This window comes from Halomonas campaniensis, from assembly GCF_014193375.1.
GTDB lineage: Bacteria > Pseudomonadota > Gammaproteobacteria > Pseudomonadales > Halomonadaceae > Halomonas > Halomonas campaniensis.
In genome coordinates this window covers 1-21,427 of sequence record NZ_JACHZF010000023.1, presented here as the reverse complement: position 1 = coordinate 21,427, position 21,427 = coordinate 1, and the positions used below count along the sequence as shown (strand labels likewise).

The following is a 21,427-nucleotide window of genomic DNA, read 5'->3' as shown; positions in this document are numbered from 1 at the left end:
CGGGGCGCTGCCCGCCGGTCACCACCGCGCCGGGCTCAACGCTCCCGCTGGGACTCCCGCCACTCCTCGGCGGCCTCCTCCACTCCGGGCTCGTCGCCGCGGTTGAGGGCCGCCCGGCGATAGGCCTCCTCGTCGCGCACGTCGTCGATCACCGTCATCAGCTCGTCGACATCCACGGGGGTGGTGTCGTGGACGAAGCAGCCGGTGAGCTCGCTCTCCGGGTGCAGCTCGCCCGCCTCATAGAGCGCCCAGATCTCCTTGCCGTAGTCGGTGGCCAGGAGCTCCGGGGCGAAGCGGCCGAAGTAGCGACGCATGTTGTCCACGTCGCGCTCGAACATCCACTCGGCGCTGTTGTTGCCTGCGGCGTCCACCGCCTGGGGCAGGTCGATGATCACCGGGCCGTCGGCGGCCATCAGCACGTTGAACTCGGAGAGATCCCCGTGCACCAGGCCGGCACACAGCATCTTCACCACGTCACGGATGATCTTGGCGTAGGACTCGCGGGCCTGCTCGGCGCTCAGGGTGATATCGTCCAGGCGCGGGGCGGTCAGCCCCTCGGCGTCGGAGATCATCTCCATCAGCAGCACGCCGTCGATGAAGCCGTAGGGCTTGGGCACACGCACGTCCGCCGCGGCCAGCCGATAGAGGGCATCGACCTCGGCGTTGAGCCAGGCCTGCTCCTGCTCCTTCTGGCCGTAGCGGGTCTTCTTGGCCATGGCCCGGGAACGCCGGCTGTTGCGCTCGCGGCGACCCTCCTGGTACTGCACGGCCTGCTTGAAGCTGCGCTGCTTGGCCTCCTTGAAGACCTTGGCGCAGCGCCGCTCGCCGTGGGAACGCACCACGTAGACCTGGGCCTCCTTGCCGCTCATCAGCTGGCCCTCGACCGCCTCGATCAGGCCGTCGTCCACCAGCGGCTGCAGTCGCTTGGGTATCTTCATTTCTTCTCCCGAAATTGGCCGATGCGCCTCACCGGCCGACCCGCCGGGCGCGAACGCTGCGCCCCTTGATTCTGCCGTTGACCAGGCGCTCCAGGGCCTCGTCGGCCACCTCGCGCCGCACGGCAACAAAGGCGCTGTTGGCCAGCACCTTGATTCTTCCCACCTGGTCGCCGGCCAGCCCCGCCTCGCCGGTCAGGGCGCCGAGGATATCGCCGGGACGCACCTTCTGCTTCTTGCCGGCGCCGAGCTGCAGGGTCGCCATGGGCGGCACCAGGGGCTCGCGAGAGAGCACGGAGCGAGGCGGCAGCGTGGCCTCCTCGAGGGGCTCGCCGAGGAAGTCGGACAGCCGCGCCAGACGGTAGGCTTCGCCCTCGCCGACCAGGGTGCAGGCGATGCCGGCACTGCCGGCCCGGCCGGTGCGCCCGACCCGGTGCACATGCACCTCCAGGTCCCGGGCGATGTGATAGTTGAACACCGCATCCAGCTCGGCGATGTCGAGCCCCCGGGCCGCCACATCGGTGGCCACCAGGATGGAGGCGCTGCGGTTGGCGAAGAGCACCAGCAGCCGGTCGCGGTCGGCCTGCTCCAGGTCGCCGTGCAGCGCCAGGGCGCTGAAGCCCGCCGCCTCCAGCGCCTGGGCCACCTCGTCGGTCTCGCGCTTGGTGTTGCAGAACACCACGCTGGACGCCGGGCGGAAGTGCAGCAGCAGCCGGCACAGCCCCTCCAGACGCGCCTCGTCGCCGTCGGCGACCCGGTAGACCCGCTCGTGGATGCTGCTGGCGTCGTGGGTCTCGGCCACCTCCACGGTGACCGGGTCGCGCATCAGCGCCGCGGCCACGGGGCGCACGGCGTCGGAGAAGGTGGCGCTGAACAGCAGCGTCTGGCGGGACGCCGGGGTCTCGGCGACGATCGCCTCGAGGCTCGCCTGGAAGCCCATGTCGAGCATGCGGTCCGCTTCGTCCAGCACCAGGGTCGCAAGCCCGTCCAGGACGAGCGAGCCCTTGCGCAGGTGCTCCTCGATCCGGCCCGGGGTGCCCACCACGATATGCGCGCCGTGGGCCAGGGAGGCGAGCTGGGGGCCGAAGGGGGCGCCGCCGCACAGGGTCAGCACCTTGACGTTGGGCAGGGTGCGGGCCAGCCGTCGCAGCTCGCCGGCCACCTGGTCGGCCAGCTCCCGGGTCGGGCAGAGGATAAGCCCCTGCACCGCGAAGCTCGCCAGCTCGAGCCGCGAGAGCAGCCCCAGGCCGAAGGCCGCGGTCTTGCCGGAGCCGGTCTTCGCCCGGGCGATCACGTCACGGCCGGCCAGGATGGCCGGCAGGCTCTCGGCCTGGATCGGCGTCATGGCGGCGAAACCCAGGGAGGCGAGGTTGTCGAGCAGCTCCGGTGCCAGCGGCAGCGTGGCGAAGGCGGCATCGGGGGAGGAATCAGACAAGGGAACATCCTGCAGACAAGATAGGGGGCGCCGGCGACAGCGAGCGAACCGGGGTCGATAACGGCCGGGGTCGACAATGAAGAGCAGCGAAGGCCGGGCGGCATGGGCCGGGGAAGCGGGAGAGTGGAAGGCCTGCAGGATAGCAGAAAGCCGACTGGCACGCTGCAGATACCGACTGCCGGCTGGCGCGCCGCCGGGGGCGAGAGCGCGTGGGGGTCACGGCTGCTGCGGGGCCGTCACCTCGCCGCCCGCCTCCGCCAGCCTCTCCACGGGCAGCGGCCCGTGGGCCTTGACGGTCTGGATGGCAAAGTTGCTGCGGATGTCGGTGACCCCGGGCAGCCGCAGCAGGGTGCCGGTGAGGAAGCGCTCGTAGGCCGCCAGGTCCGGCACCACCACCTGCAGCAGGAAGTCCGACTCCCCCGATACCAGATGGGCGGAAACCACCTCCGGCAGGGCGACCACCGCCTCGCGAAAGGCGTTGGCCTGGGCCTCGTGGTGGCGCTCCACCTTGATGCCGACGAACACCGTGAGGCCGAAGCCCACCCCGCCGCGATCCAGCTCGGCGTGATAGCCGCGGATCAGCCCCGCCGCCTCCAGCTGGCGCACCCGGCGCAGGCAGGGCGACGGCGAGAGGCTCACCTCCTCGGCCAGCTGGACGTTGGTCAGCCGGGCGTCGCGCTGCAGCGCGGCCAGGATTCGGCGGTCAATGGCATCCAGTCGTCGATTTGGCATTTTCTATTACCCATGACTCATTGGATGGCAGCAAGTGCCAACTATAGCCGATATATCGACCAATCTTGCAAGGACCTGCTCTGCCCCCTGGCGCTAGACTGGCATCGCTGCCCCTCACACACTTTCACCCCCGGCAGGAGGCGCCCCATGGAGCTCTGGCTGTTCATCGTCGCCCTGGCGGCGGTCTACCTGCTGCCCGGCCCCGACATGCTGCTGGTGCTGCATACCGGCAGCCTGCAGGGGCGCTCCCGGGCGCTGGCCACCGCCGCGGGCCTGGCCGTAGCCCGTGGCCTGCATGTGGCCCTGGCCGCCCTGGGACTGGCCGCGCTGTTCGTCACCGCCCCCTGGACCTTCGATGCGGTGCGCTACGCGGGTGCCGCCTACCTGGCCTGGATCGGCCTGCAGCTGCTGCGCGCCCCCACCGAACCGCTCCCGGAGGCCCCGGACAGAACGGTGCCACCCAGGGCGAGCCACCGCCTGGCCTGGCGCCGCGGGCTTCTCACCAACCTGCTCAACCCCAAGTCGCTGCTGTTCTGCTCGGTGCTGCTGCCCCAGTTCGTGCATCCCGACCGCGGGCCCGTGCTGCTGCAGTTCGCCCTGCTCGGGACGCTGCTGGTGGCCATCGGCCTGCTGTTCGATGCCGGCTACGCGACCCTGGGCGCCGCCCTGCAGCGCTGGTTCGCCGGCAGCCCCCTGAAGGCGCGGCTGCAGCGCTGGACCTTCGGGTCGCTGCTGATCGGCTTCGGCCTGCGCCTGGCCGCCTGACCCCAGGGCCTTGCCCTGCGTCAAGACGCCGCCGTCGGGGCTCGGCGACACGTCCCCACCCTGTGCCATAGTGGATGAACCGAGACCATGGATGACACCGAGGAGAGCCCGATGCAGCACCGTGAGGTCGATATCGCCATCATCGGCGCCGGCAGCGCCGGCCTGAGCGCCTGGCACGCCGCCCGCAAGCACAGCGACAGCGTGGTCCTGATCGAGGGAGGCGAGTACGGCACCACCTGCGCCCGGGTGGGCTGCATGCCGTCGAAGCTGCTGATCGCCGCCGCCGAGGCGGCCCACCAGGCCCGCGATGCCGGCGGCTTCGGCATCCGTGTGAGCGGCGTCGAGGTGGATGGCCGCGCGGTGATGGCGCGAGTCAGGGAGGAGCGAGACGGCTTCGTGGGCCGGGTCTTCACGTCGATGAAGCGCATCCCCGAGGAGGACCGCCTCACCGGCCACGCCCGCTTCGAGGACCCGCATACCCTGATCGTTGGGGAGCACACGCGAGTGACCGCCCGCGCCGTGGTCATCGCCACCGGCTCGCGCCCCACCTGGCCTTCGATGTTCGATGCCGCCGGCGACCGCCTGGTCACCAACGACGCGGTCTTCGAGTGGGAGGACCTGCCGGAATCCGTGGCGGTGTTCGGCCCCGGGGTGATCGGCCTGGAGCTCGGCCAGGCGCTGCACCGGCTGGGCGTGCGGCTGCGGATGTTCGGCGTGGGCGGCGCCCTGGGCCCCTTCCAGGACGAGGTCGTGAGGGACTACGCCGATCGCACCTTCAGCGAGGAGTTCTCCGTCGACCCCGACGCCAAGGTGGAGAGCATCGAGCGCGACGGCGATGCCGTGGTGATCACCTTCGTCGAGCGCGACAGCGGCGAGACGCTCACCGAGCGCTTCGACTATCTGCTGGCCGCCACCGGCCGGCGCACCAACGTCGACCGGCTGGGCCTGGAGAACGCGGGCCTCGCGCTGGACGACAAGGGCGTGCCGCGCTTCAACCGCTTCACCCTGCAGTGCCTGGGCGAAGGCGACGACCCCGGTCATATCTTCATCGCCGGCGACGCCAACCAGGCGCTGCCGCTGCTTCACGAGGCCAACAGCGAGGGGCGCATCGCCGGCGACAACGCCGGGCGCTTCCCCGAGCTGCGCGCCGGGCGGCGCAACGTGCCGCTGGCCATCGTCTTCACCGAGCCGCAGATGGCCACCGTGGGCGAGGGCCATGCCGAGCTGGAGAAGCGCCTGGGCGGCTGCGACTGCCTGGCCGTGGGCGAGGCCTCCTTCGAGGACCAGGGGCGCGCGGTGGTGATGCGCCGGAACCGCGGGCTGATGCGGCTCTACGGCGAGCACGGCTCCGGTGAGTTCCTGGGCGCCGAGCTGTTCGGCCCGCGGGTGGAGCACATGGCCCACCTGCTGGCCTGGGCCCTGGAGCAGAAGCTCAGCGTCAGCGAGATGCTCGCCATGCCCTGGTACCACCCGGTGCTCGAGGAGGGGCTGCGCGGCGGCCTGCGCGACCTCAACGCCAACCTGCAGCAGGGCCCGGCGATCACCGAGCGCTGCATGGAGTGTGGGCCGGGCGACTGAGCCCTGCCCGATGCCCCGCCCGGGCCAGGTGCCCGGGCGGCCTCGCGGGCCTTGCCCTCAGGCTCGCACCGGCAGCCGGGCGGCATCGGCAGCCTCGAGCACCTCGCGGATCTGATCGCCCTCCAGGGTCTCGCGCGTCTCCAGCGCCGCGGCCAGCGCGTCCAGCGCCACGCCGTGCTGCTCCAGCAGCCGGCGCCCCCGGGCCTCCATCTCGCCCAGCAGCCGGCGAATCTCCTCGTCCACCAGGCCGGCGGTGGCCTCGCTGTGCTCGCGCAGCTGGGTCATCTCGCGCCCCAGGAAGGCATGTTCCTGGCCCTGGGAGAGCGCCACCGGACCGATGCGCTCGCTCATGCCCCAGCGCGCCACCATGCGCCGTGCCAGGTAGGTCGCCTGCTCCAGGTCGTTCTCCGCGCCGCTGCTCACCTCGCCGAAGACGATCGACTCGGCCAGCCGGCCGCCGAACATCACCGTCAGGCGGTCGTGGAGCCAGGACTCGCTGTAGTTGACCCGCTCCTCGTCCGGCACCTGGGCGGTGACGCCCAGGGTGCGCCCCCGGGGCAGGATGGTGACCTTCTCCAGCCGGTCGGCGTGGGGCAGCAGGTGGGCCAGCAGCGCATGCCCCGCCTCATGGTAGGCGACCACGCGGCGCTGCTGCTCGGAGAGCCCCAGGTCGCGCTCCTCGCCCAGCATCACCCGGTCGCGGGCGTCGACGAAGCAGGCCCAGTCGAGGTCGGCCCGATCCCGCCGCCCGGCAAGCAGCGCCGCCTCGTTGGCCAGGTTGGCGAGATCCGCCCCCGAGAAGCCGATGGTGATCTCGGCCAGTCGCGCCAGGTCCACGTCGGCGGCCAGCGGCATGCGCCGGGTATGCACCTTGAGGATCGCCTCGCGGGCGTCGCGGTGGGGATTCTCCAGGGTCACCTTGCGGTCGAAGCGCCCCGGACGCAGCAGCGCCGGGTCGAGCACGTCGGGACGGTTGGTGGCGGCCAGCACCACCACCGACTCGTGGCCCTCGAAGCCGTCCAGCTCGGCCAGTATCTGGTTCAGGGTCTGCTCGCGCTCGTCGTGGCCACCGCCCACCCCGGTGCCCCGGGTGCGGCCGATGGAGTCGATCTCGTCGATGAACACCACCGAGGGCGCCTTCTCCTTGGCCTGGCGAAACAGGTCGCGCACCCGCGAGGCCCCCACCCCCACGAACATCTCGATGAACTCCGAGCCGCTGATGCTGAAGAAGGGCACCCCGGCCTCGCCGGCCACCGCCCTGGCCATCAGCGTCTTGCCGGTGCCTGGCGGGCCCATCATCAGGATGCCGCGGGGGATGCGGGCGCCCAGCACCTGGAAGCGCGCGGGCTCCTTGAGGAACTCGATCACCTCGAGGATATCGCGCTTGGCGTTCTCGGAGCCGGCCACGTCGGCCAGCCGCACCTTGCTCTGCTGGGGCTCCACCAGCCGGGCCCGGGAGCGGCCCATGCCGAAGGTGCCGCCGCCACCGGTCAGGCGCTCCTGCATGCGGTTCCAGAACCAGAACAGCAGCGCCAGCATCAGCAGCCAGGGCACCACCCCGACCAGCAGGCGCTGCCAGAGCGCGGGATCCCCGGGCCTCGCTGCGATCCGCACCCCGTGGCTCTCCAGGCGCTCCAGCAGGCGTTCGCTCTCCACGTCCGGCCGCGTCGTGGAGAAGGCCTCGGCCTCGCCGAGGTCGAGGTCCAGCCGGCCCGAATCGCTGAAGCGCCCCTCCAGGGACTGGCCGCGCAGCGTCACCTCGTCGACGTGGCCGGCGTCCACCGCCTCGAGGAAGTCGGAATAGGTCAGCTCGACCCGCGCCTGGCGCTGGGTGCCCTCCAGGTAGTGGAACATCACCAGGATCACGAAGGCCATCCACACGAACAGCAGCCACTGCTGGCGGGGCGGCGGCTGGCCGTTCGACGGCGCGGGCGGCCGGGCGTCGGGGTCCGGGGCGGACGGCGGGGAAGGCGGAGCGGGAACGGCCATGGCAGACTCGAGGTGGCGGGGCTCTTCCACAACCATGGCCCCGGGCCGGCGCACTGGCAAGGCCCGCGCCATGGGCAGGCGTGGGCGGCGCCCCGTCGCTGTGCGATAGTGGCGGGCAGCGACCGTTCCATCAGGAGGGCATGATGCGTGCTTCCGTCCCGGCGCCTCGCCGCCTTTCCGCCACCCGCCTGCGCGCCCTCGCCTTCGGACTGCTGTGCCTGGCCCTGCTGCTGCCGATGCCGCTGCCCGCCGACGAGCGGCCACCGCGCCCCACCATCGGCCTGGCGCTGGGCTCCGGCGGGGCCAACGGCCTGGCCCATATCGCCATGCTGCGGGTCTTCGACGAGCTGGGTATCGTGCCGGACCGCATCACCGGCACCAGCATCGGCGCGGTGATCGGCGGGCTCTATGCGGCGGGACTCTCCGCCGACGAGATCCAGGACATCTTCGACGATGTCGCCGGCTCCCCGCTGGATGCCCTGTCGGGGCTGGCGGGCTCGGACCTGGACCTGGCCGACCTGCTGCAGATCGGCCTGAGCGATGGCGGGCTGCTGGATTCCGGCGGCTTCCTGCGCTTCCTGGCCGGCCATACCGAGGTGCGCCGCTTCGCGGAGCTGCGGATCCCGCTGGCGGTGGTGGCCACCGACTACTGGACCGGCGAGAGCGTGGTGATCGACGAGGGGCGGCTCTTTCCGGCCATCGAGGCCAGCATGGCGGTGCCCGGGCTGTTCTCCCCGGTGGCCCGGGGGGAGCAGCTGCTGATCGACGGCGGCACCTCCAACCCCCTGCCCTTCGACCTGCTCCAGGGCGAGGTGGACCTGGTGATCGCCGTGGACGTCACCGGCAGCCGCCAGCCGGATGACGACGAGCCCCCCGGCGTCACCGACATGCTCTTCAACACCTTCAAGATCATGCAGCAGTCGCTGACCGCGAAGGCCGTGCGCCATGCGCCGCCCCATGTCTACCTCCGGCCCGAGGCCCGGGGCGTGCGCCTGCTGCACTTCAACCGCATCCACGAGATCCTGGCCCAGGCCGAGCCGGCCGCCGACGAGTTGCGCGACCAGCTGGTGATCTGGCTGGCGATCCAGGCCGATGCCATCCCCTGAGCCGCTTGGGGCTATGCTCAAGGGGCCAACCACGAACGACCCTCAGGAGGGCCCGCGATGGCCGACACCGTGTCACGGCTGACATTCCTCAAGTCACGGATCATCGAGCTGGCCGACATGGCCGGCCGCGACAAGGAGGGGGAGGCCCGCGCCCTGGCCGCCGAGCTCTCCGCCGAGCTCGACCGGCTAATGGCAGAGGCTGCGGCGCCCGCCGGCGGCGAGCCGGACCAGCAGCGGCCAGCCCCCCGGGCCCCGCGCGACGAGGTGGAGCGCTGTCCGGTCTGCTCGCTGCGCAGCTTCCACTTCCAGAGGGGCTCGATCCGCGAGAGCGTCAATGGCGGCTTTGAAGCCTTCTATCGCTGCGGCAGCTGCGCCCACGAGGGGTGGCGAGAGCTCCCGTGATGCCGAGAGGCACCGGCCGGCGGTGCCTTCCGATGGGGCGCCGCCGCTTCAGAACAGGCTCATGCGCTTCATCACCCCGTCCCGGCGGATCAGCCAGTGAAAGAGCGCCCCGGCGACATGCAGCACCACCAGCGCCAGGATCGTCAGGCCCAGCCGGCCGTGCCACAGGAACAGCTGCTCGGAGAGGGCATCGTTGCGGCCGATCAGGCCGGGCAGGTTCCAGTGCAGGAACTGGACCGGAAAGCCGCCGCTGGCGGTGGCCAGCCAGCCCAGCACCGGCATGGCCAGCAGGGCCAGATAGAGCAGGTGGTGCACCGCGCTGCTGACCACCCGCTGGAAGAGAGGCAGGGGCGGCTCATGGACCGGCACCACGAAGACGATCCGCGTCACCACCCGGGCGAGCATCAGCCCGAGGATCAGCACCCCGAAGGTCTTGTGGAAGGTGTAGAGCAGGTCGGTGAGGGTGCGGCCGAGCCGCTCCATGGCCCCCTCGAAGCCCAGATAGCCGAGGGTCAGGCCCGTGGCCAGCGACAGCAGCAGGACCAGGGCGACCAGCCAGTGCAGCACCCGGTGGGGATAGGCGTAGCGGTCGTGGTCGTTCTCGAGGTCATGCATGGCGCTCTCCGGTCGGCGGCGGGGCCGCCCGGCAGGCGGCAGATGAGTCTCAGCGTAGCGGATCGCGACGCGCGCCGCCGATGGAGCAGCGTTGAAGCGCGCGCCCCCCCGGCTGGTAGGGTAGGCGTGAAGCCCGCTGGAGGTTGCCCTTGCCAATGCGACACGCCATGAGGCCACTCGCCGCACTGCTGCTCCCCCTGGGTCTGGCCGGCCTGCTGCTCGCCGGCTGCGGCCAGGAGGCGCCACGCCTTTCACCTCCCGAGGAGAGCGGCACCCTCAAGGTCGCGACTCGCAACGCGGCCACCACCTGGTACCTGGATCGCGACGAGTCCCCCGCCGGCCCCGAGCACGACCTGGTCGTCCGCTTCGCCGAGTCGCGGGGCTGGCAGGTCGAGTGGACGGTGCACGATGCCGTTGCCGAGGTTCTCGCCTCGCTGGAGGCGGGAGAGGTCCACCTGGCCGCCGCCGGCCTGACCCGACTGCCCTCCCGGGATGCGCGGTTCCTGCCGGGGCCTTCCCACACCCCGATCGTCGAGCAGCTGGTCTGCCACCGGGAGTCTCGCCCGCTGCCGCGCAGCGTGGAACAGATGGCCGAGGTGGAGATTCGGGTCACGGCGGCCTCCAGCTACGCCGACAAGCTCGCCTCGCTGGTCAACGAGCACAGCGGCATCACCTTCGAGGAGGACCCGCGCACCACCGAGATGCTGCTGGCCGCCGTGGCCGAGGGGCACCTCGGCTGCACCCTGGCCGACTCGAATATCGTGCAGGTGGTGCGTCGCCACTACCCGGCCCTGGAGGTCGCGCTGAACCTGACCAGCGGCGACCGGCTGGGCTGGTACCTGGCCGCCGACCAGGCGGCACTGGCCGAGCAGGCCCACGACTGGCGGGGAACCGCCGAGGCGGAAACGGCGATCGAGGCGGTGGAGAGCCGCTACTACGGCTACATCGACGAGTTCGACTTCGTCGACCTGCGGGCCCTCAACCGGCGCATCGGCGAGCGGCTGCCGGACTTCCTGGAAGACTTCGCCATGGCGGAGCGCGCCACCGGCATTCCCGCCGACCTGCTGGCCGCCCTGGCCTACCAGGAGTCGCACTGGGACCCCCAGGCGGTCTCCCCCACCGGGGTGCGCGGCATCATGATGCTGACCCGCAACACCGCCGAGTCGCTGGGCGTCACGAACCGCCTGGACCCGACCCAGGCGATCGACGCCGGGGCCCGCTACCTGGCCGATCGCCACCAGCGGCTGCCCGAGGAGATCCCCGAGCCCGATCGCACCTACCTGGCCCTGGCCAGCTACAACATCGGCCGCGGCCACGTGCTTGACGCCCGCGAGCTGGCCCGGGAGCTCGGCAAGAACCCCGACTCCTGGGACGACATGCAGGAGGTACTGCCGCTCAAGGCCGACAAGCGCTACTACCCCGGGACCCGCTACGGCTATGCGCGCGGCTACGAGCCGGTGCACTTCGTTCAGCGCATCCGCAACTACCGTGACGTCATCGGCGTGGCGCTGGCAACCAACGAGACAGCCTCACCAGCACCCTGAGGCCCGGGCCGCCGGCGAGTCACCCTGGCCGTCAGCCGCGGCAGAAGGGCCCGACCTGGTAGAAGCGCCGGCAGCGGAACTCGGCCTCGCAGGAGGCCAGCTGCGACTGGTAGCGGCTGGCCCGGGCGGCGACCTGGCTCGCCGCCCGCTGGACGGCGGGCTTGCCGCGGTAGCTGCCGCGCTGATAGCCCCCCGCCCCCTCGTGGTAGGCCAGGTAGAGGTGCTCGGGGTTGTGCAGGGAGATCCCGGTCTGCCGCCGCGTACGCGCGTTGTACCAGCCGATGAAGTCGGTGGCGTGCTTCATGTGGGTGCGCCGGGCCAGCGTGCTGCCGGCCTCGTCGCGATACTCGCCCCAGACCGGGTCCTGGGCCTGGGCATAGCCCCGGGCCGAGGAGGGGCGCGGGCCGGGAATGAAGCCCAGATAGCGCTTGCGGGGCGGGCGCACGTGGCTGCGAAACGACGACTCCTGCTGGATGAAGGCCAGCTGGGTGGCGATGGGCGTGCCCCACGCCTGCTCCGATGCCCGGGCATGGTCGTACCACTTCGGCTGCTCGCGGAAGATCTCGCAGACGTTGCTCTGGTCCTGGGGGGGCGACGGCGCCAGCATCGCACAGCCGCTGACCAGCAGGCCGAGCCCTGCCGCCAGCAGCAGGCGCCCCGTCCGACCCAGCCGATGGTTCCCGATGCCTCTGCTCATCCCGCCTCCCGTCTGCCTCTGTCGATTCGGCCCACGCTCACGATTCGGCCCCTGAGACGCCGCTGTCAGTCCAGGGCCGCGCGGATCTTCTCGGCGGCGGCGGCCAGCTCCTCGGCGGGCGCCATGTCCAGCCCCACCACCCGGATATCCTCCATGGCATCCAGCGGCGTCAGGTGGATATGCACATGGGGCACCTCGAGGCCGACGATCAGCAGCCCCACCCGCTTGCAGGGAAAGGCGCGCTTGATCGCCTTGGTCACCCGTCGGGAGACCGCCATCAGGTGATCGGCCAGGTCGGACGGCAGGTCATCCCAGTGGTCGATCTCCTCCCGGGGGATCACCAGCACGTGGCCGGGCTTCATCGGCTGGATGGTCATGATCGCCACGCAGCGGTCATCCTCGTGGACGAAGTGGCCCGGAAGCTCGCCCTGCATGATGCGGGTGTAGACGCTTGCCATCTCGGCGCTCTCCTGACGAAAGGGGACGGAATGCCGCCGGCGCCGAGAGATCCTGCAGCGGCGGCGGAAAGTCGGTATGCTGATGGCGCAACACCATCAGTCACGGAGCAGAATACACGATCGATCATTCATTCCAAGCCAGCACGGGAGGTTCACATGAAGGTCTACAAACCTGAGTGGCGGTGCACGTTTAGCGTAAACGAAGGCGCGGAAGAATCAGCCAGCCTGAAGGAGCGGATCGCCTGGCAGCTGCGAGGATTCGCCGACAGGCTCGATGGCGGCGGAAGAACGATCAAGATTGACTGCAGCGTTACCCCCGCGGTGAGCAGGGAAGAGATCGACACCTGTCTGGGCAAGGGCTTCGCCGTGACCCAGAGCCTGCTCACCCAGCTTGCCCACCAGGCCGCCTGCGAGAACGTCATGCGTGACGCCAAGGCGGAGCTGTTCGAGGAAGAGGAAGAAGAACAGCGCCATTGAGGGAAAGCCCCTGCAGTCACCGCACCCCATCCTGCCCCGGCCGGATGGGGTGTTTTCGTTGAGGCCCGGTCTCGAAATATCCTTTGACACTCATGTCGAACGGCTCTATTCAAGGAATTGAAGGGCGATTCCCCGACGCCCCGGCGACCCAGAGAGGTGAGCGCCATGAACATCTCGACAGTGGCGGTGGAACTGGCCGAAGAGCTGGTCGACCAGTTGCTCCCCCCGGCCGACGTGCCCCCCGCCTGCCTCGGCTTCAACCCGCAGCTGGGTCGCCGGCTGGCCGCGGCCAAGGCGCGGCTGGATCGGCTGGAACGGGATGCCACCACGCGGGATCTCGCGGCCCTGGAAGCCGCCCGGGTGGAGTTCGCCCTGGCCTCCCGCGCCGTCGCCGACGAGCTGATCGCCCAGGGCCTGCATGCCGGGGCGGGCAACGACTGACCCCGAGCCTACCTCCGACACATGGCGGCAACAATGTCGCCAATGTGTGCCCATCTTCGCCGATCTCCAAAAGCCGATCTCGAAAAGGGTTGTGCTGCATTGCGGCGGCGGTTAAAATTTGTCCAGTCAACCTGGGCCCCGGCCCCTCATTGCATCGATGCATGCGCACGACGCAACAGCGAGAACCATGAGGATTTCCCGATGGGAACCCGATCGAGAACGTTCGCGGCCTGCTGCCTGGCAGGCCTCCTGACCCTCGGCACTGCGGCCAGCGTGAAGGCCCATGACACCAGCGCCGAGACTCAGGAGGGATACGCCTCCTTCTACCACGACAAGTTCCAGGGTCGTGCCACCGCCAGCGGAGAGCCCTTCGACCAGAACGCGCTGACCGCCGCCCATCCCGAGCTGCCCTTCGGCACCGAGGTGGTGGTGACCCGCCCCGATACCGGGCGCGAGGTCACGGTGGTGATCAATGACCGCGGCCCCTTCGTCAAGGGCCGCATCATCGACCTCTCCAAGCGCGCGGCCCGCGAGCTGGGCATCCTCAACCGCGGCGTCGCCCCGGTGATGGTCACCATGGTCAACTGACCCTCAGGCCACGGGGATCCCCTGCCCCGTGGCCAGCTTCAGCGCGATGGCGGCCATCATCATGCCGATGGCCCCGTCGATCAGCCGCCACGCCACCGGCCGCGACAGCCACGGCGACAGCGCCGCCCCGCCCCACGCCAGCAGGCTGAACCACAGCACCGACGCCGTGCCCGCGCCGGCCAGGAAGGTCGCCGCGCTGTCCTGTTGCGCGCCGATCGCGGGGATCAGCAGCAGCGTGTCCAGATAGACCTGCGGGTTGAGCAGGGTCACCGCCAGGGTGGCCAGCACCACCTGGCGCAGGCCGCGCACCTCGCCGCCGGCCAGGCCCAGCCCCTGGCGGCCGGTCAGCGCCCGGCGCAGGGCATGGAACGCCAGCCAGCCCAGGAAGGCGACCCCCGCCCAGCGCATCGCCTCCAGGGTGGCCGGCATGGCCAGCAGCAGCGCGCTGACCCCGAACATCCCCAGCGCCAGCAGCGCCAGGTCAGCCCCCATGCACAGCCCCGCCGACCACCAGTGGTACTGGCGCCGCGTCGCCAGCCCCAGCACATAGGCGTTCTGCGCGCCGATCGCCACGATGATCCCGCCGCAGACCACCAGGCCCGTCAGGTAGCTCTCCAGCATCTTGCCTCCTCCGCCATCGGTCTCCAGTGGCGGCCAGCCTACCCGGCGATCGTCATACGCAAAAATCATCCTGTTAATGCCACATCAGTTTTGCTTATGATCGAGGCACACCTTCCCGGGAGCGAGACGGATGCTGGACTACAAGCTGCTCGAGGCACTGGCGGCGGTGGTGGAGTGCGGCGGCTTCGAACGCGCCGGTGATGCCCTGGGGCTGTCGCAGTCGGCGGTATCCCAGCGCATCAAGGCGCTGGAGGTGCGTCTGGGCCAGCCGGTGCTGGTGCGGGCGCCGGCGCTGGCCCCCACCCCCGCCGGCCAGCGGCTGCTCAACCATATCCAGCAGGTGCAGCTGCTGGAGCGCGACCTGCGCCGGGCGCTGCCCACCCTGGACAGCGCCTCGCCGCGGCTGCGGATCGCCGTGAATGCCGACAGCCTGGCCACCTGGTGGGCCGAGGCGGTGGGCCCGCTCTGCCGGGAGGAGGGACTGCTGATCGACCTGGTGGTGGAGGACCAGGACGTGGGCCTGCGTCGGCTGCGCGACGGCGACGTGGCCGCCTGCCTGTGCGCCAGCCCCCAGCCCATCGCCGGGGCCCGCTGCGTGGCGCTGGGCACCATGACCTACCATCCGCTGGCCACGCCGGCCTATCGCCGTCGCCACTTCCCGGCGGGGCCGACGCCCGAGGCGTTCCGCCACGCCCCGGCCATCGTCTACGGTCCCCACGACCAGCTCCAGCACCGCTTCCTGGCCCAGTGCGGCTACCGCGGCGCCTTTCCCTTCCACCTCTGCCCCTCCTCGGAGGGGTTCGTGGCGCTGGCCCGCGCCGGCATGGGCTACGGCATGGTGCCGCTGATGCAGGCCGAGCCATGGGTCGCACGGGGCGAACTGGCCAGCATCGCCCCGGGCCAGGTGCTGGAGGTGCCCCTCTACTGGCACTTCTGGCGCCACAGCGGCGAGCTGATCGAGCGCCTGACGGCGGCGCTGGGCACGGTGGCGCTGCGCTGAGGCGCGCCGCCACTCCACCGGGGCGAGCTGATCGAGCGCCTGACGGCGGCGCTGGGCGCGGTGGCGCTGTACTGAGGCGCCCCGCTACTCCACGGGGGCGAGCTTGTCCTGGGTCCGGGTGGCGAAGTCGCTGGCGTCGTGGCGCTCGTGGAGCTGCATCTCGGGCTCGCCGAAGGTGCGGTTGACCATGCGACCGCGCTGCACCGCCGGGCGTGCATCGATCTCCCGGGCCCAGCGCTGCACGTGCCGGTACTCCTGCACCTGCAGGAACTCGCCGGCATCGTAGAGACGCCCCAGCGCCAGCTGGCCGTACCAGGCCCAGTTGGCGATATCGGCGATGGTATAGGTGTCGCCGCCCAGGAAGCGCGCCTCGGCCAGGCGGCGGTCGAGCACGTCCAGCTGGCGCTTGGTCTCCATGGTGAAGCGGTCGATGGCGTACTCGATGGGGAACGGCGCATAGGCGTAGAAGTGGCCGAAGCCGCCGCCCAGGAAAGGTGCACTGCCCATCTGCCAGAACAGCCAGTTGAGGGTCTCGGTGCGCGACGCGTGATCGCTCGGCAGGAACTCGCCGAAGCGCTCGGCCAGGTAGAGCAGGATCGCCCCCGACTCGAAGACCCGGGTGGGCGGCTGGGTGGTGTGGTCCATCAGCGCCGGGATCTTGGAGTTGGGGTTCACCTCGACGAAGCCGCTGCCGAACTGGTCCCCCTCGGTGATGCGGATCAGCCAGGCATCGTACTCGGCGCCGGTGTGCCCCAGCGCCAGCAGCTCCTCCAGCATCACCGTGACCTTCACCCCGTTGGGCGTACCCATGGAGTAGAGCTGCAGCGGATGGCGGCCCACCGGCAGCTCCCGGTCATGGGTCGGTCCGGCCACCGGCCGGTTGATGCTGGCGAACTTGCCGCCGCTCGCACGCTCCCACGTCCAGACCTTCGGCGGGGTGTAGTCGGTGTCCTGTGTCATGTGGCCTCCTGGTTGAAGGGTTGGATGCTCATAGGCTTTCACATCTCCAGGCAACTTGTACAACATCGGTCCGATAGAGGGGAGCCATGGGGTGGCCGCTGCCGGTCTCGCCTTAGCGCTGCCCTCGGCACGCCCCGGCCCCACATGAGCGTCGCCGCATCAACCATCTTATGCTGCAATGCAACAAAAAAGGGCCTATGGTGGTAGGTGTCCCACTCAGGAGGACATCCATCATGACGCATTCCAACGCACTCATCCTCGACACCGAGGTCCTTGCCTTCTGGTACCGCCAGGCCGAGTGGCAGCGCGCTGCCTTCGACGCCTACCTCGCCTATCTCGGCTGACCCCGCCAGTTCAACTGCCTTCGGGCATGAAAGCGCCACGGCAGCCCCGGCAAGCCACTGGACAGGGGCCTTGCCAGCGGCCCGGCATGACGTCGCTCCTCGGAGGAACCTCCCCCGTGGGGCGCCCTTGCGTCACCACCGATTCGCGTCCGGGGCGACAGGCTCCTACACTGGCGGGCTCCCCATCACGTGAAGGAACGACACCATGCAGTCACGCTACTTCACCATCAACGACTTCCCCCAGGGCACCCCGCGCCGCGAGCTGTTCGAGCTGCGCGAGGCCGAGCTGCCCGCCCTGGCCGAGGGCGAGGTGCGCATCCGCAACAGCTGGCTCTCGGTGGATCCCTACATGCGCGGGCGGATGAGCGGGGTGAAGACCTACATCGACCCCTTCGCGCTCGGTGAGCCGCTGGAGGGCGCCGCGGTGGGCGAGGTGATCGAGTCGCGGGATGCGCGGCTGGCCGTGGGCGACCGGGTCCGGCACATGGGCGGCTGGCGGGACATCGCCCAGCTGCCGGGCAACCAGGTGGAGCCGCTGCCGGGCATCGAGGTGCCGGAACAGGCCTACCTCGGCGTGCTGGGCATGCCGGGCATGACCGCCTGGACGGGCCTGAACCGGATCGCCGGGATGCAGGAGGGCGACAACGTGCTGGTCAGCGCCGCCAGCGGCGCGGTGGGCTCGCTGGCCGTGCAGCTGGCCAAGGCCAAGGGAGGCACCGTGGTGGGCATCGCCGGGGCACCCGAGAAGCTCGCGTGGCTCGAGTCCCACGGCATCCAGGCGGTGAGCTACCGCGACCGCGACGCCGGGCAGCTGACCGAGGCCCTCCAGGCGGCCTGCCCGGCCGGCTTCGACGTCTACTACGAGAACGTCGGCGGTACCTGCCTGGAGGCCGCCCTCAACACCCTGCGCACCGGCGGGCGCATCGCCGTGTGCGGGATGATCGCCCGCTACAACGCCGAGGGGCCGGCGCCGGGGCCGAGCAACCTGGCCATGGTGCTGATCAAGCGCCTGCGCATGCAGGGCTTCATCATCTTCGACCACTGGGCCGACTACCCGCGCTTCCTGGAGGAGGTCGGCCCGCGGGTCGCCAACGGCGAGATCGACTACGCGGAGACCGTCGAGGAGGGCCTGGAGCGCACGCCGGACGCCTTCCTGGCGCTGTTCGAGGGGGCCAACACCGGCAAGATGCTGGTGCGACTGTAAGCCGGGCCGCGGACCAGGTAGCCCCAAGGCGCAAAGGATTCTATTTTCCCTGCCATTCTTGGAGCAAATTTCTGACAGGCTGATAAATTACAAACGTATTATCTTAATTATCACCCCTCTGCCGATCTTATGGGAAGCGCTGCTAGAATCCCCCGAATGACAAGCCCCGCCCACGGCGGGGCGTTCTTCACCTATCGGCAGGGAGATCCTCATGGCCCGCAATATCATCGTTCTTGGTGCCGGCATGGTCGGCGTATCAGTGGCCTGGCATCTGGTGCGGCGCGGCCATGACGTCACCCTGGTGGACCGTCGCGAGCCGGGGCTCGAGACCTCTTTCGGCAATGCCGGCATCATCCAGCGCGAGGCGGTGCGCCCCTACGCCTTCCCCCGTGATATCGGCACCATGCTGCGCGTCCTGCCCAACCGCCAGGTGGATATCCGCTACCGCCCCACCGGCATGATGAGCGCGGCGGGCCCGCTGCTGGACTACTGGCTGAACTCGAGCGGAAAGCGCTACGAGCGCATCGTGCGGGAATGGGCGTCGCTGATCATGCGCTGCCAGGAGGCCCACGCGCCGATGATCGAGGCCGCCGGCGCCGAGGCGCTGGTGCGCAAGGGCGGCTGGCTCGAGCTCTACCGCACCCGCGAGGCGTTCGAGGAGTGCCAGAAAAAGGCCAAGGAGAACCACGAGCGCTTCGGGGTCGAGTATGAGGTGCTCGACGCCGAGGCGCTCCACGCCAAGGAGCCGCACCTGGGCGAGGGGCTGATCGGGGCGATCCACTGGACGCAGCCGTGGATGGTCTCGGACCCGGGCGGCCTGGTACAGGCCTACGCCCGCAGCTTCGCCGAGCAGGGTGGCCAGGTGATGCAGGCCAGCGTCGAGGAGGTGCTCCAGGTGGATGGCGGCTGGCGGGTCAAGACCAGCGAGGGGCCAATGGAGGCCGATGAGGTGGTGGTGGCCCTGGGGCCCTGGACCGGTGAACTGCTGGCCAGGCTGGGCATGAAAGTGCCGCTGTTCGTGAAGCGCGGCTACCACATGCACTACTCCGCCGAGGAAGGGGCCAGGCTCAACCACTGGGTGATGGACGCCGAGAAGGGGTTCCTGCTCGAACCGATGCGCGCCGGGATTCGCCTGACCACCGGCGCGGAGCTGGCCGAGCTGGACTCGCCGCCCCAGTACAAGCAGCTGGCCGCCGCCGAGAAGGTGGCTCGCAAGCTGTTTCCGCTGGGCAAGCGCCGCGACAGCCAGCCCTGGAAGGGCGCCCGCCCCTGCCTGCCCGACATGAAGCCGGTGATCGGTCCGGCCCCCGACAAGGCGGGGCTATGGCTCGCCTTCGGCCACGGCCACCAGGGCTTTACCCTGGGGCCGGCCACCGGCGAACTGCTTGCCCAGATGATGGATGGCGAGGCGCCCGCGGTGGACATGACCCCCTTCCGCCTCGACCGCTTCTGACCGGAGGCCCATGACCGGAGCGGGCGCACGTCGGCGCCGCCCTGCTCCCTCATGGCGAGGCCCTTCCCACCGCCATGGCCGACTCGGGCGAGACGCCCTGGGCCAGGGCGGCCTTCCGCTCCACTGCCAGGGCGCGCCGGAAGGCCTCCCGCTGCTGCAGGCGCGCCCAGTAGGCGGCCACGGCGGGCTTGAAGCGTTCGTCCAGGCCGATATGGCTGGCCAACAGCAGCGCATAGCCCACCGAGACATCGGCGGCGGTGAAGCGCCCGGCGCAGAGGAAGGGCTCGCGCTCCAGCCGCGGCGCCAGGGTGCGTAGCCGGGAGAGACACCAGCGGGCATAGTCCTCCACCACCTGGGGCTGGCGCCGTTCCGGCGGCTCGAAGTGGCCGTAGCGCAACACCAGGGTCTGGGGGAAGGTCAGGGTCGCCTCGCCGAAGTGCAGGAAGTTGAGGTAGTCGCCATAGGCCGGATCGCCCGGCGCCACCTCCAGGCCCGCCTCGGCGTGGCGGGAGGCGAGGTACTGGCAGATGGCCGCGGACTCGGTCATTGCCACCTCGCCGTCGAAGAGCGCCGGCACCGTGCCCAGCGGATTGATCTCGAGAAAGGCCTCGTCCTGCAACCGGGGCGGGAAGGGGTGCATCACCAGCTCGTAGGGCAGCCCCAGCTCCTCCAGCAGCCACAGGGGACGAAAGGAGCGCGCGCTGACGCAGTGGTGGAGTCGGATCATGGCAGGGTTCCCTCGAAGGCTTTCAAGACATGGTGCCAGCGCTTCATCGGCGAGCGCCACCACGCTCAGCCCAGTGAGGCATTGCCCTCGGCATCGAGGGGGAACCCGGGGTTGTGCGCCACCTCCCAGAGGTGGCCGTCGGGGTCGGCGAAGTAGCCGGAATAGCCGCCCCACTCCGCCCGGCGGGCCGGCCTGACGATCCGCCCGCCGGCGCGCTCCGCCTCGCCCAGCACGGCGTCCACCTCGGGCGCCGAGCGCACGTTGTGGGCCAGGGTGATGCCGGCGAAGCCGCTTTCCGCCTCCGCCACCCCGGCATCCTCCGCCAGGGCGGCGCGGGCATAGAGCGACAGGACCAGGCCGTTGAGCTGGAAGAAGAGCACCTCCCCCTCCACCGCCAGGCCCACCCGCCAGCCCAGCCCTTCATAGAAGCGCCGCGCCCGGGCCAGGTCGCCGACGCCCAGGGTGATCAGGCTCATGCGCTGCTCCATTGCTGGCCCTCCCCGGCCGGGTCTGATGTCGGCCGAAACACCAGGCGAGGGTGGGTCAGCGCACCGACACAGATCATGATCAAGCGTATCTTGCTACCACCCCTGCGTCTCGATGACTTCATGGCGAGGTTCAGGCGTCGACACCCGCTCTTCACAGGCGACGTGTTCATGAACAGGCCCCGGGACGAAGCCGGAAAGAACGAGGAGTACCAGACGATATGAAGAATAACCCGATGGACATGATGTTCGCGTGGATGAAGATCGCCACTTCCTACAACATGATGATGCTGTCTGCCGGCGAGGTGATCGCCCGTCGCGCCATGATGATGGCCAGCGGCGCCATGACCGGCCCCGAGGCCATGGGCATGATGATGGAGAAGGCGACGATATTCGCCACGGCCAGCGAGCGCGCCTCGGTGGCAGCAGCCAGAGGCGCAGATCCCGCGCAGATCACGGCGGCGGCGCTGAAGCCCTACAGCACCAAGACGCGCACCAACGCACGCAAGCTGCGGGGCTGAGCCGGGCATCCTGCCTCAGCGGCAACTAACACCGGAAGACCATCAACGCATAACCGCCACTCGGGGAAACCCGAAAGTGGCGGTTTTTCCTTGGCCGTCACCTCACCATGGCCAGCGACCGGGCCGTGCTCGATGGAATCGGTGACACCCGGCGCGGGCACTCATGGGCCCTCAGGCACTCATCGGATAGGTGAACAGCAGCAGGTGGGTGAGGTTGAGCCCCCAGTGCACCAGCACCGCCCAGGCCAGCCGCCCCCCCCACTGTCAAGCTAGTTGGAGCCTCAGCGGCTGTTAGACTCTGAACGATGTGGGGCGTGACGAGGTTCCGATGAAGTACTCCGACGAGCGCC

The 21,427-nt window shown here is 70.1% G+C and carries 23 protein-coding genes; 12 read left to right on the top strand and 11 right to left on the bottom strand.

Going from position 1 to position 21,427, the window contains the following annotated elements:
* Positions 1-35 precede the first annotated feature (35 nt).
* The 3 genes from BDK63_RS14680 to BDK63_RS14670 all read right to left on the bottom strand — a co-directional run bounded on the left by BDK63_RS14680 (position 36) and on the right by BDK63_RS14670 (position 3,102).
* Positions 36-938, bottom strand: coding sequence for a PA4780 family RIO1-like protein kinase (locus tag BDK63_RS14680; protein ID WP_183333268.1), 903 nt, complete (start codon positions 936-938; stop codon positions 36-38).
* A gap of 28 nt (positions 939-966) precedes the next feature.
* The gene (gene dbpA, locus BDK63_RS14675) at positions 967-2,370 is read right to left on the bottom strand and encodes an ATP-dependent RNA helicase DbpA (RefSeq protein WP_183333266.1); all 1,404 of its coding nucleotides are present in this window, start codon (positions 2,368-2,370) and stop codon (positions 967-969) included.
* A gap of 216 nt (positions 2,371-2,586) precedes the next feature.
* Positions 2,587-3,102, bottom strand: a complete 516-nt coding sequence (locus BDK63_RS14670; RefSeq protein ID WP_183333264.1) for an Lrp/AsnC family transcriptional regulator — start codon at positions 3,100-3,102, stop codon at positions 2,587-2,589.
* Positions 3,103-3,249: 147 nt separating this feature from the next.
* Between BDK63_RS14670 and BDK63_RS14665 the strand changes: the two genes are divergently transcribed.
* The gene (locus tag BDK63_RS14665; protein WP_183333262.1) at positions 3,250-3,867 is read left to right on the top strand and encodes a LysE family translocator; all 618 of its coding nucleotides are present in this window, start codon (positions 3,250-3,252) and stop codon (positions 3,865-3,867) included.
* A 111-nt stretch (positions 3,868-3,978) separates the two neighbouring features.
* Positions 3,979-5,445 carry a dihydrolipoyl dehydrogenase gene (locus BDK63_RS14660; RefSeq protein ID WP_183333260.1) on the top strand — a complete coding sequence of 489 codons (1,467 nt, stop codon included), beginning with the start codon at positions 3,979-3,981 and terminating at the stop codon, positions 5,443-5,445.
* A gap of 57 nt (positions 5,446-5,502) precedes the next feature.
* On the opposite strand, the gene ftsH is transcribed toward BDK63_RS14660, so the two are convergent.
* A complete protein-coding gene (gene ftsH / locus BDK63_RS14655; protein WP_221202644.1) occupies positions 5,503-7,434 on the bottom strand; it encodes an ATP-dependent zinc metalloprotease FtsH in 1,932 nt (643 codons plus the stop codon).
* 143 nt (positions 7,435-7,577) lie between these two features.
* On the opposite strand from ftsH, the gene BDK63_RS14650 reads away from it, so the two are divergent.
* Positions 7,578-8,540 (top strand): patatin-like phospholipase family protein, encoded by a 963-nt coding sequence (locus BDK63_RS14650; RefSeq protein WP_183333256.1) that lies wholly within the window; start codon positions 7,578-7,580, stop codon positions 8,538-8,540.
* A gap of 57 nt (positions 8,541-8,597) precedes the next feature.
* Positions 8,598-8,942 (top strand): zinc ribbon domain-containing protein, encoded by a 345-nt coding sequence (locus BDK63_RS14645; protein WP_183333254.1) that lies wholly within the window; start codon positions 8,598-8,600, stop codon positions 8,940-8,942.
* A 48-nt stretch (positions 8,943-8,990) separates the two neighbouring features.
* On the opposite strand, the gene BDK63_RS14640 is transcribed toward BDK63_RS14645, so the two are convergent.
* Positions 8,991-9,557, bottom strand: coding sequence for a cytochrome b (locus BDK63_RS14640; protein WP_183333252.1), 567 nt, complete (start codon positions 9,555-9,557; stop codon positions 8,991-8,993).
* A gap of 167 nt (positions 9,558-9,724) precedes the next feature.
* On the opposite strand from BDK63_RS14640, the gene mltF reads away from it, so the two are divergent.
* Positions 9,725-11,101, top strand: a complete 1,377-nt coding sequence (gene mltF / locus BDK63_RS14635; RefSeq protein WP_221202643.1) for a membrane-bound lytic murein transglycosylase MltF — start codon at positions 9,725-9,727, stop codon at positions 11,099-11,101.
* Positions 11,102-11,132: 31 nt separating this feature from the next.
* Here mltF and BDK63_RS14630 read toward each other — a convergent pair whose 3' ends face one another.
* Together BDK63_RS14630 and BDK63_RS14625 are read right to left on the bottom strand one after the other, a co-directional pair.
* Positions 11,133-11,798 carry a transglycosylase SLT domain-containing protein gene (locus BDK63_RS14630; RefSeq protein ID WP_221202642.1) on the bottom strand — a complete coding sequence of 222 codons (666 nt, stop codon included), beginning with the start codon at positions 11,796-11,798 and terminating at the stop codon, positions 11,133-11,135.
* 65 nt (positions 11,799-11,863) lie between these two features.
* On the bottom strand, positions 11,864-12,256 hold the full coding sequence (locus tag BDK63_RS14625; RefSeq protein WP_183333250.1) for an HIT family protein: 393 nt from the start codon (positions 12,254-12,256) through the stop codon (positions 11,864-11,866).
* Between the two features lie 156 nt (positions 12,257-12,412).
* Between BDK63_RS14625 and BDK63_RS14620 the strand changes: the two genes are divergently transcribed.
* The 3 genes from BDK63_RS14620 (at position 12,413) to BDK63_RS14610 (ending at position 13,762) form a co-directional block, all read left to right on the top strand.
* A complete protein-coding gene (locus tag BDK63_RS14620) occupies positions 12,413-12,733 on the top strand; it encodes a hypothetical protein (RefSeq protein WP_183333248.1) in 321 nt (106 codons plus the stop codon).
* Positions 12,734-12,898: 165 nt separating this feature from the next.
* Positions 12,899-13,174: a hypothetical protein gene (locus tag BDK63_RS14615; protein WP_183333246.1), complete on the top strand. Its 276-nt coding sequence runs from the start codon at positions 12,899-12,901 to the stop codon at positions 13,172-13,174.
* A gap of 201 nt (positions 13,175-13,375) precedes the next feature.
* Positions 13,376-13,762, top strand: a complete 387-nt coding sequence (locus BDK63_RS14610; protein ID WP_183333244.1) for a septal ring lytic transglycosylase RlpA family protein — start codon at positions 13,376-13,378, stop codon at positions 13,760-13,762.
* Between the two features lie 3 nt (positions 13,763-13,765).
* On the opposite strand, the gene BDK63_RS14605 is transcribed toward BDK63_RS14610, so the two are convergent.
* Positions 13,766-14,383, bottom strand: coding sequence for a LysE/ArgO family amino acid transporter (locus BDK63_RS14605; protein WP_183333242.1), 618 nt, complete (start codon positions 14,381-14,383; stop codon positions 13,766-13,768).
* Between the two features lie 130 nt (positions 14,384-14,513).
* Between BDK63_RS14605 and BDK63_RS14600 the strand changes: the two genes are divergently transcribed.
* Entirely contained in the window at positions 14,514-15,383 is an 870-nt protein-coding gene (locus BDK63_RS14600) for a LysR family transcriptional regulator ArgP (protein WP_183333240.1), read from the top strand.
* An 84-nt stretch (positions 15,384-15,467) separates the two neighbouring features.
* Here BDK63_RS14600 and yghU read toward each other — a convergent pair whose 3' ends face one another.
* A complete protein-coding gene (yghU, locus tag BDK63_RS14595; RefSeq protein WP_183333238.1) occupies positions 15,468-16,343 on the bottom strand; it encodes a glutathione-dependent disulfide-bond oxidoreductase in 876 nt (291 codons plus the stop codon).
* A 549-nt stretch (positions 16,344-16,892) separates the two neighbouring features.
* Here yghU and BDK63_RS14590 point away from each other — a divergent pair.
* Entirely contained in the window at positions 16,893-17,891 is a 999-nt protein-coding gene (locus BDK63_RS14590) for an NADP-dependent oxidoreductase (protein WP_183333236.1), read from the top strand.
* A 211-nt stretch (positions 17,892-18,102) separates the two neighbouring features.
* Positions 18,103-19,344 (top strand): NAD(P)/FAD-dependent oxidoreductase, encoded by a 1,242-nt coding sequence (locus BDK63_RS14585; RefSeq protein ID WP_183333234.1) that lies wholly within the window; start codon positions 18,103-18,105, stop codon positions 19,342-19,344.
* A gap of 49 nt (positions 19,345-19,393) precedes the next feature.
* Here BDK63_RS14585 and BDK63_RS14580 read toward each other — a convergent pair whose 3' ends face one another.
* Both BDK63_RS14580 and BDK63_RS14575 read right to left on the bottom strand, forming a co-directional pair.
* Entirely contained in the window at positions 19,394-20,071 is a 678-nt protein-coding gene (locus BDK63_RS14580; protein WP_183333232.1) for a glutathione S-transferase family protein, read from the bottom strand.
* A 65-nt stretch (positions 20,072-20,136) separates the two neighbouring features.
* A complete protein-coding gene (locus BDK63_RS14575; protein WP_246386168.1) occupies positions 20,137-20,547 on the bottom strand; it encodes a VOC family protein in 411 nt (136 codons plus the stop codon).
* Positions 20,548-20,777: 230 nt separating this feature from the next.
* Here BDK63_RS14575 and BDK63_RS14570 point away from each other — a divergent pair, with 230 nt between their 5' ends.
* Positions 20,778-21,077, top strand: coding sequence for an antifreeze protein (locus tag BDK63_RS14570; protein ID WP_183333228.1), 300 nt, complete (start codon positions 20,778-20,780; stop codon positions 21,075-21,077).
* The last annotated feature ends 350 nt before the right edge of the window (positions 21,078-21,427 follow it).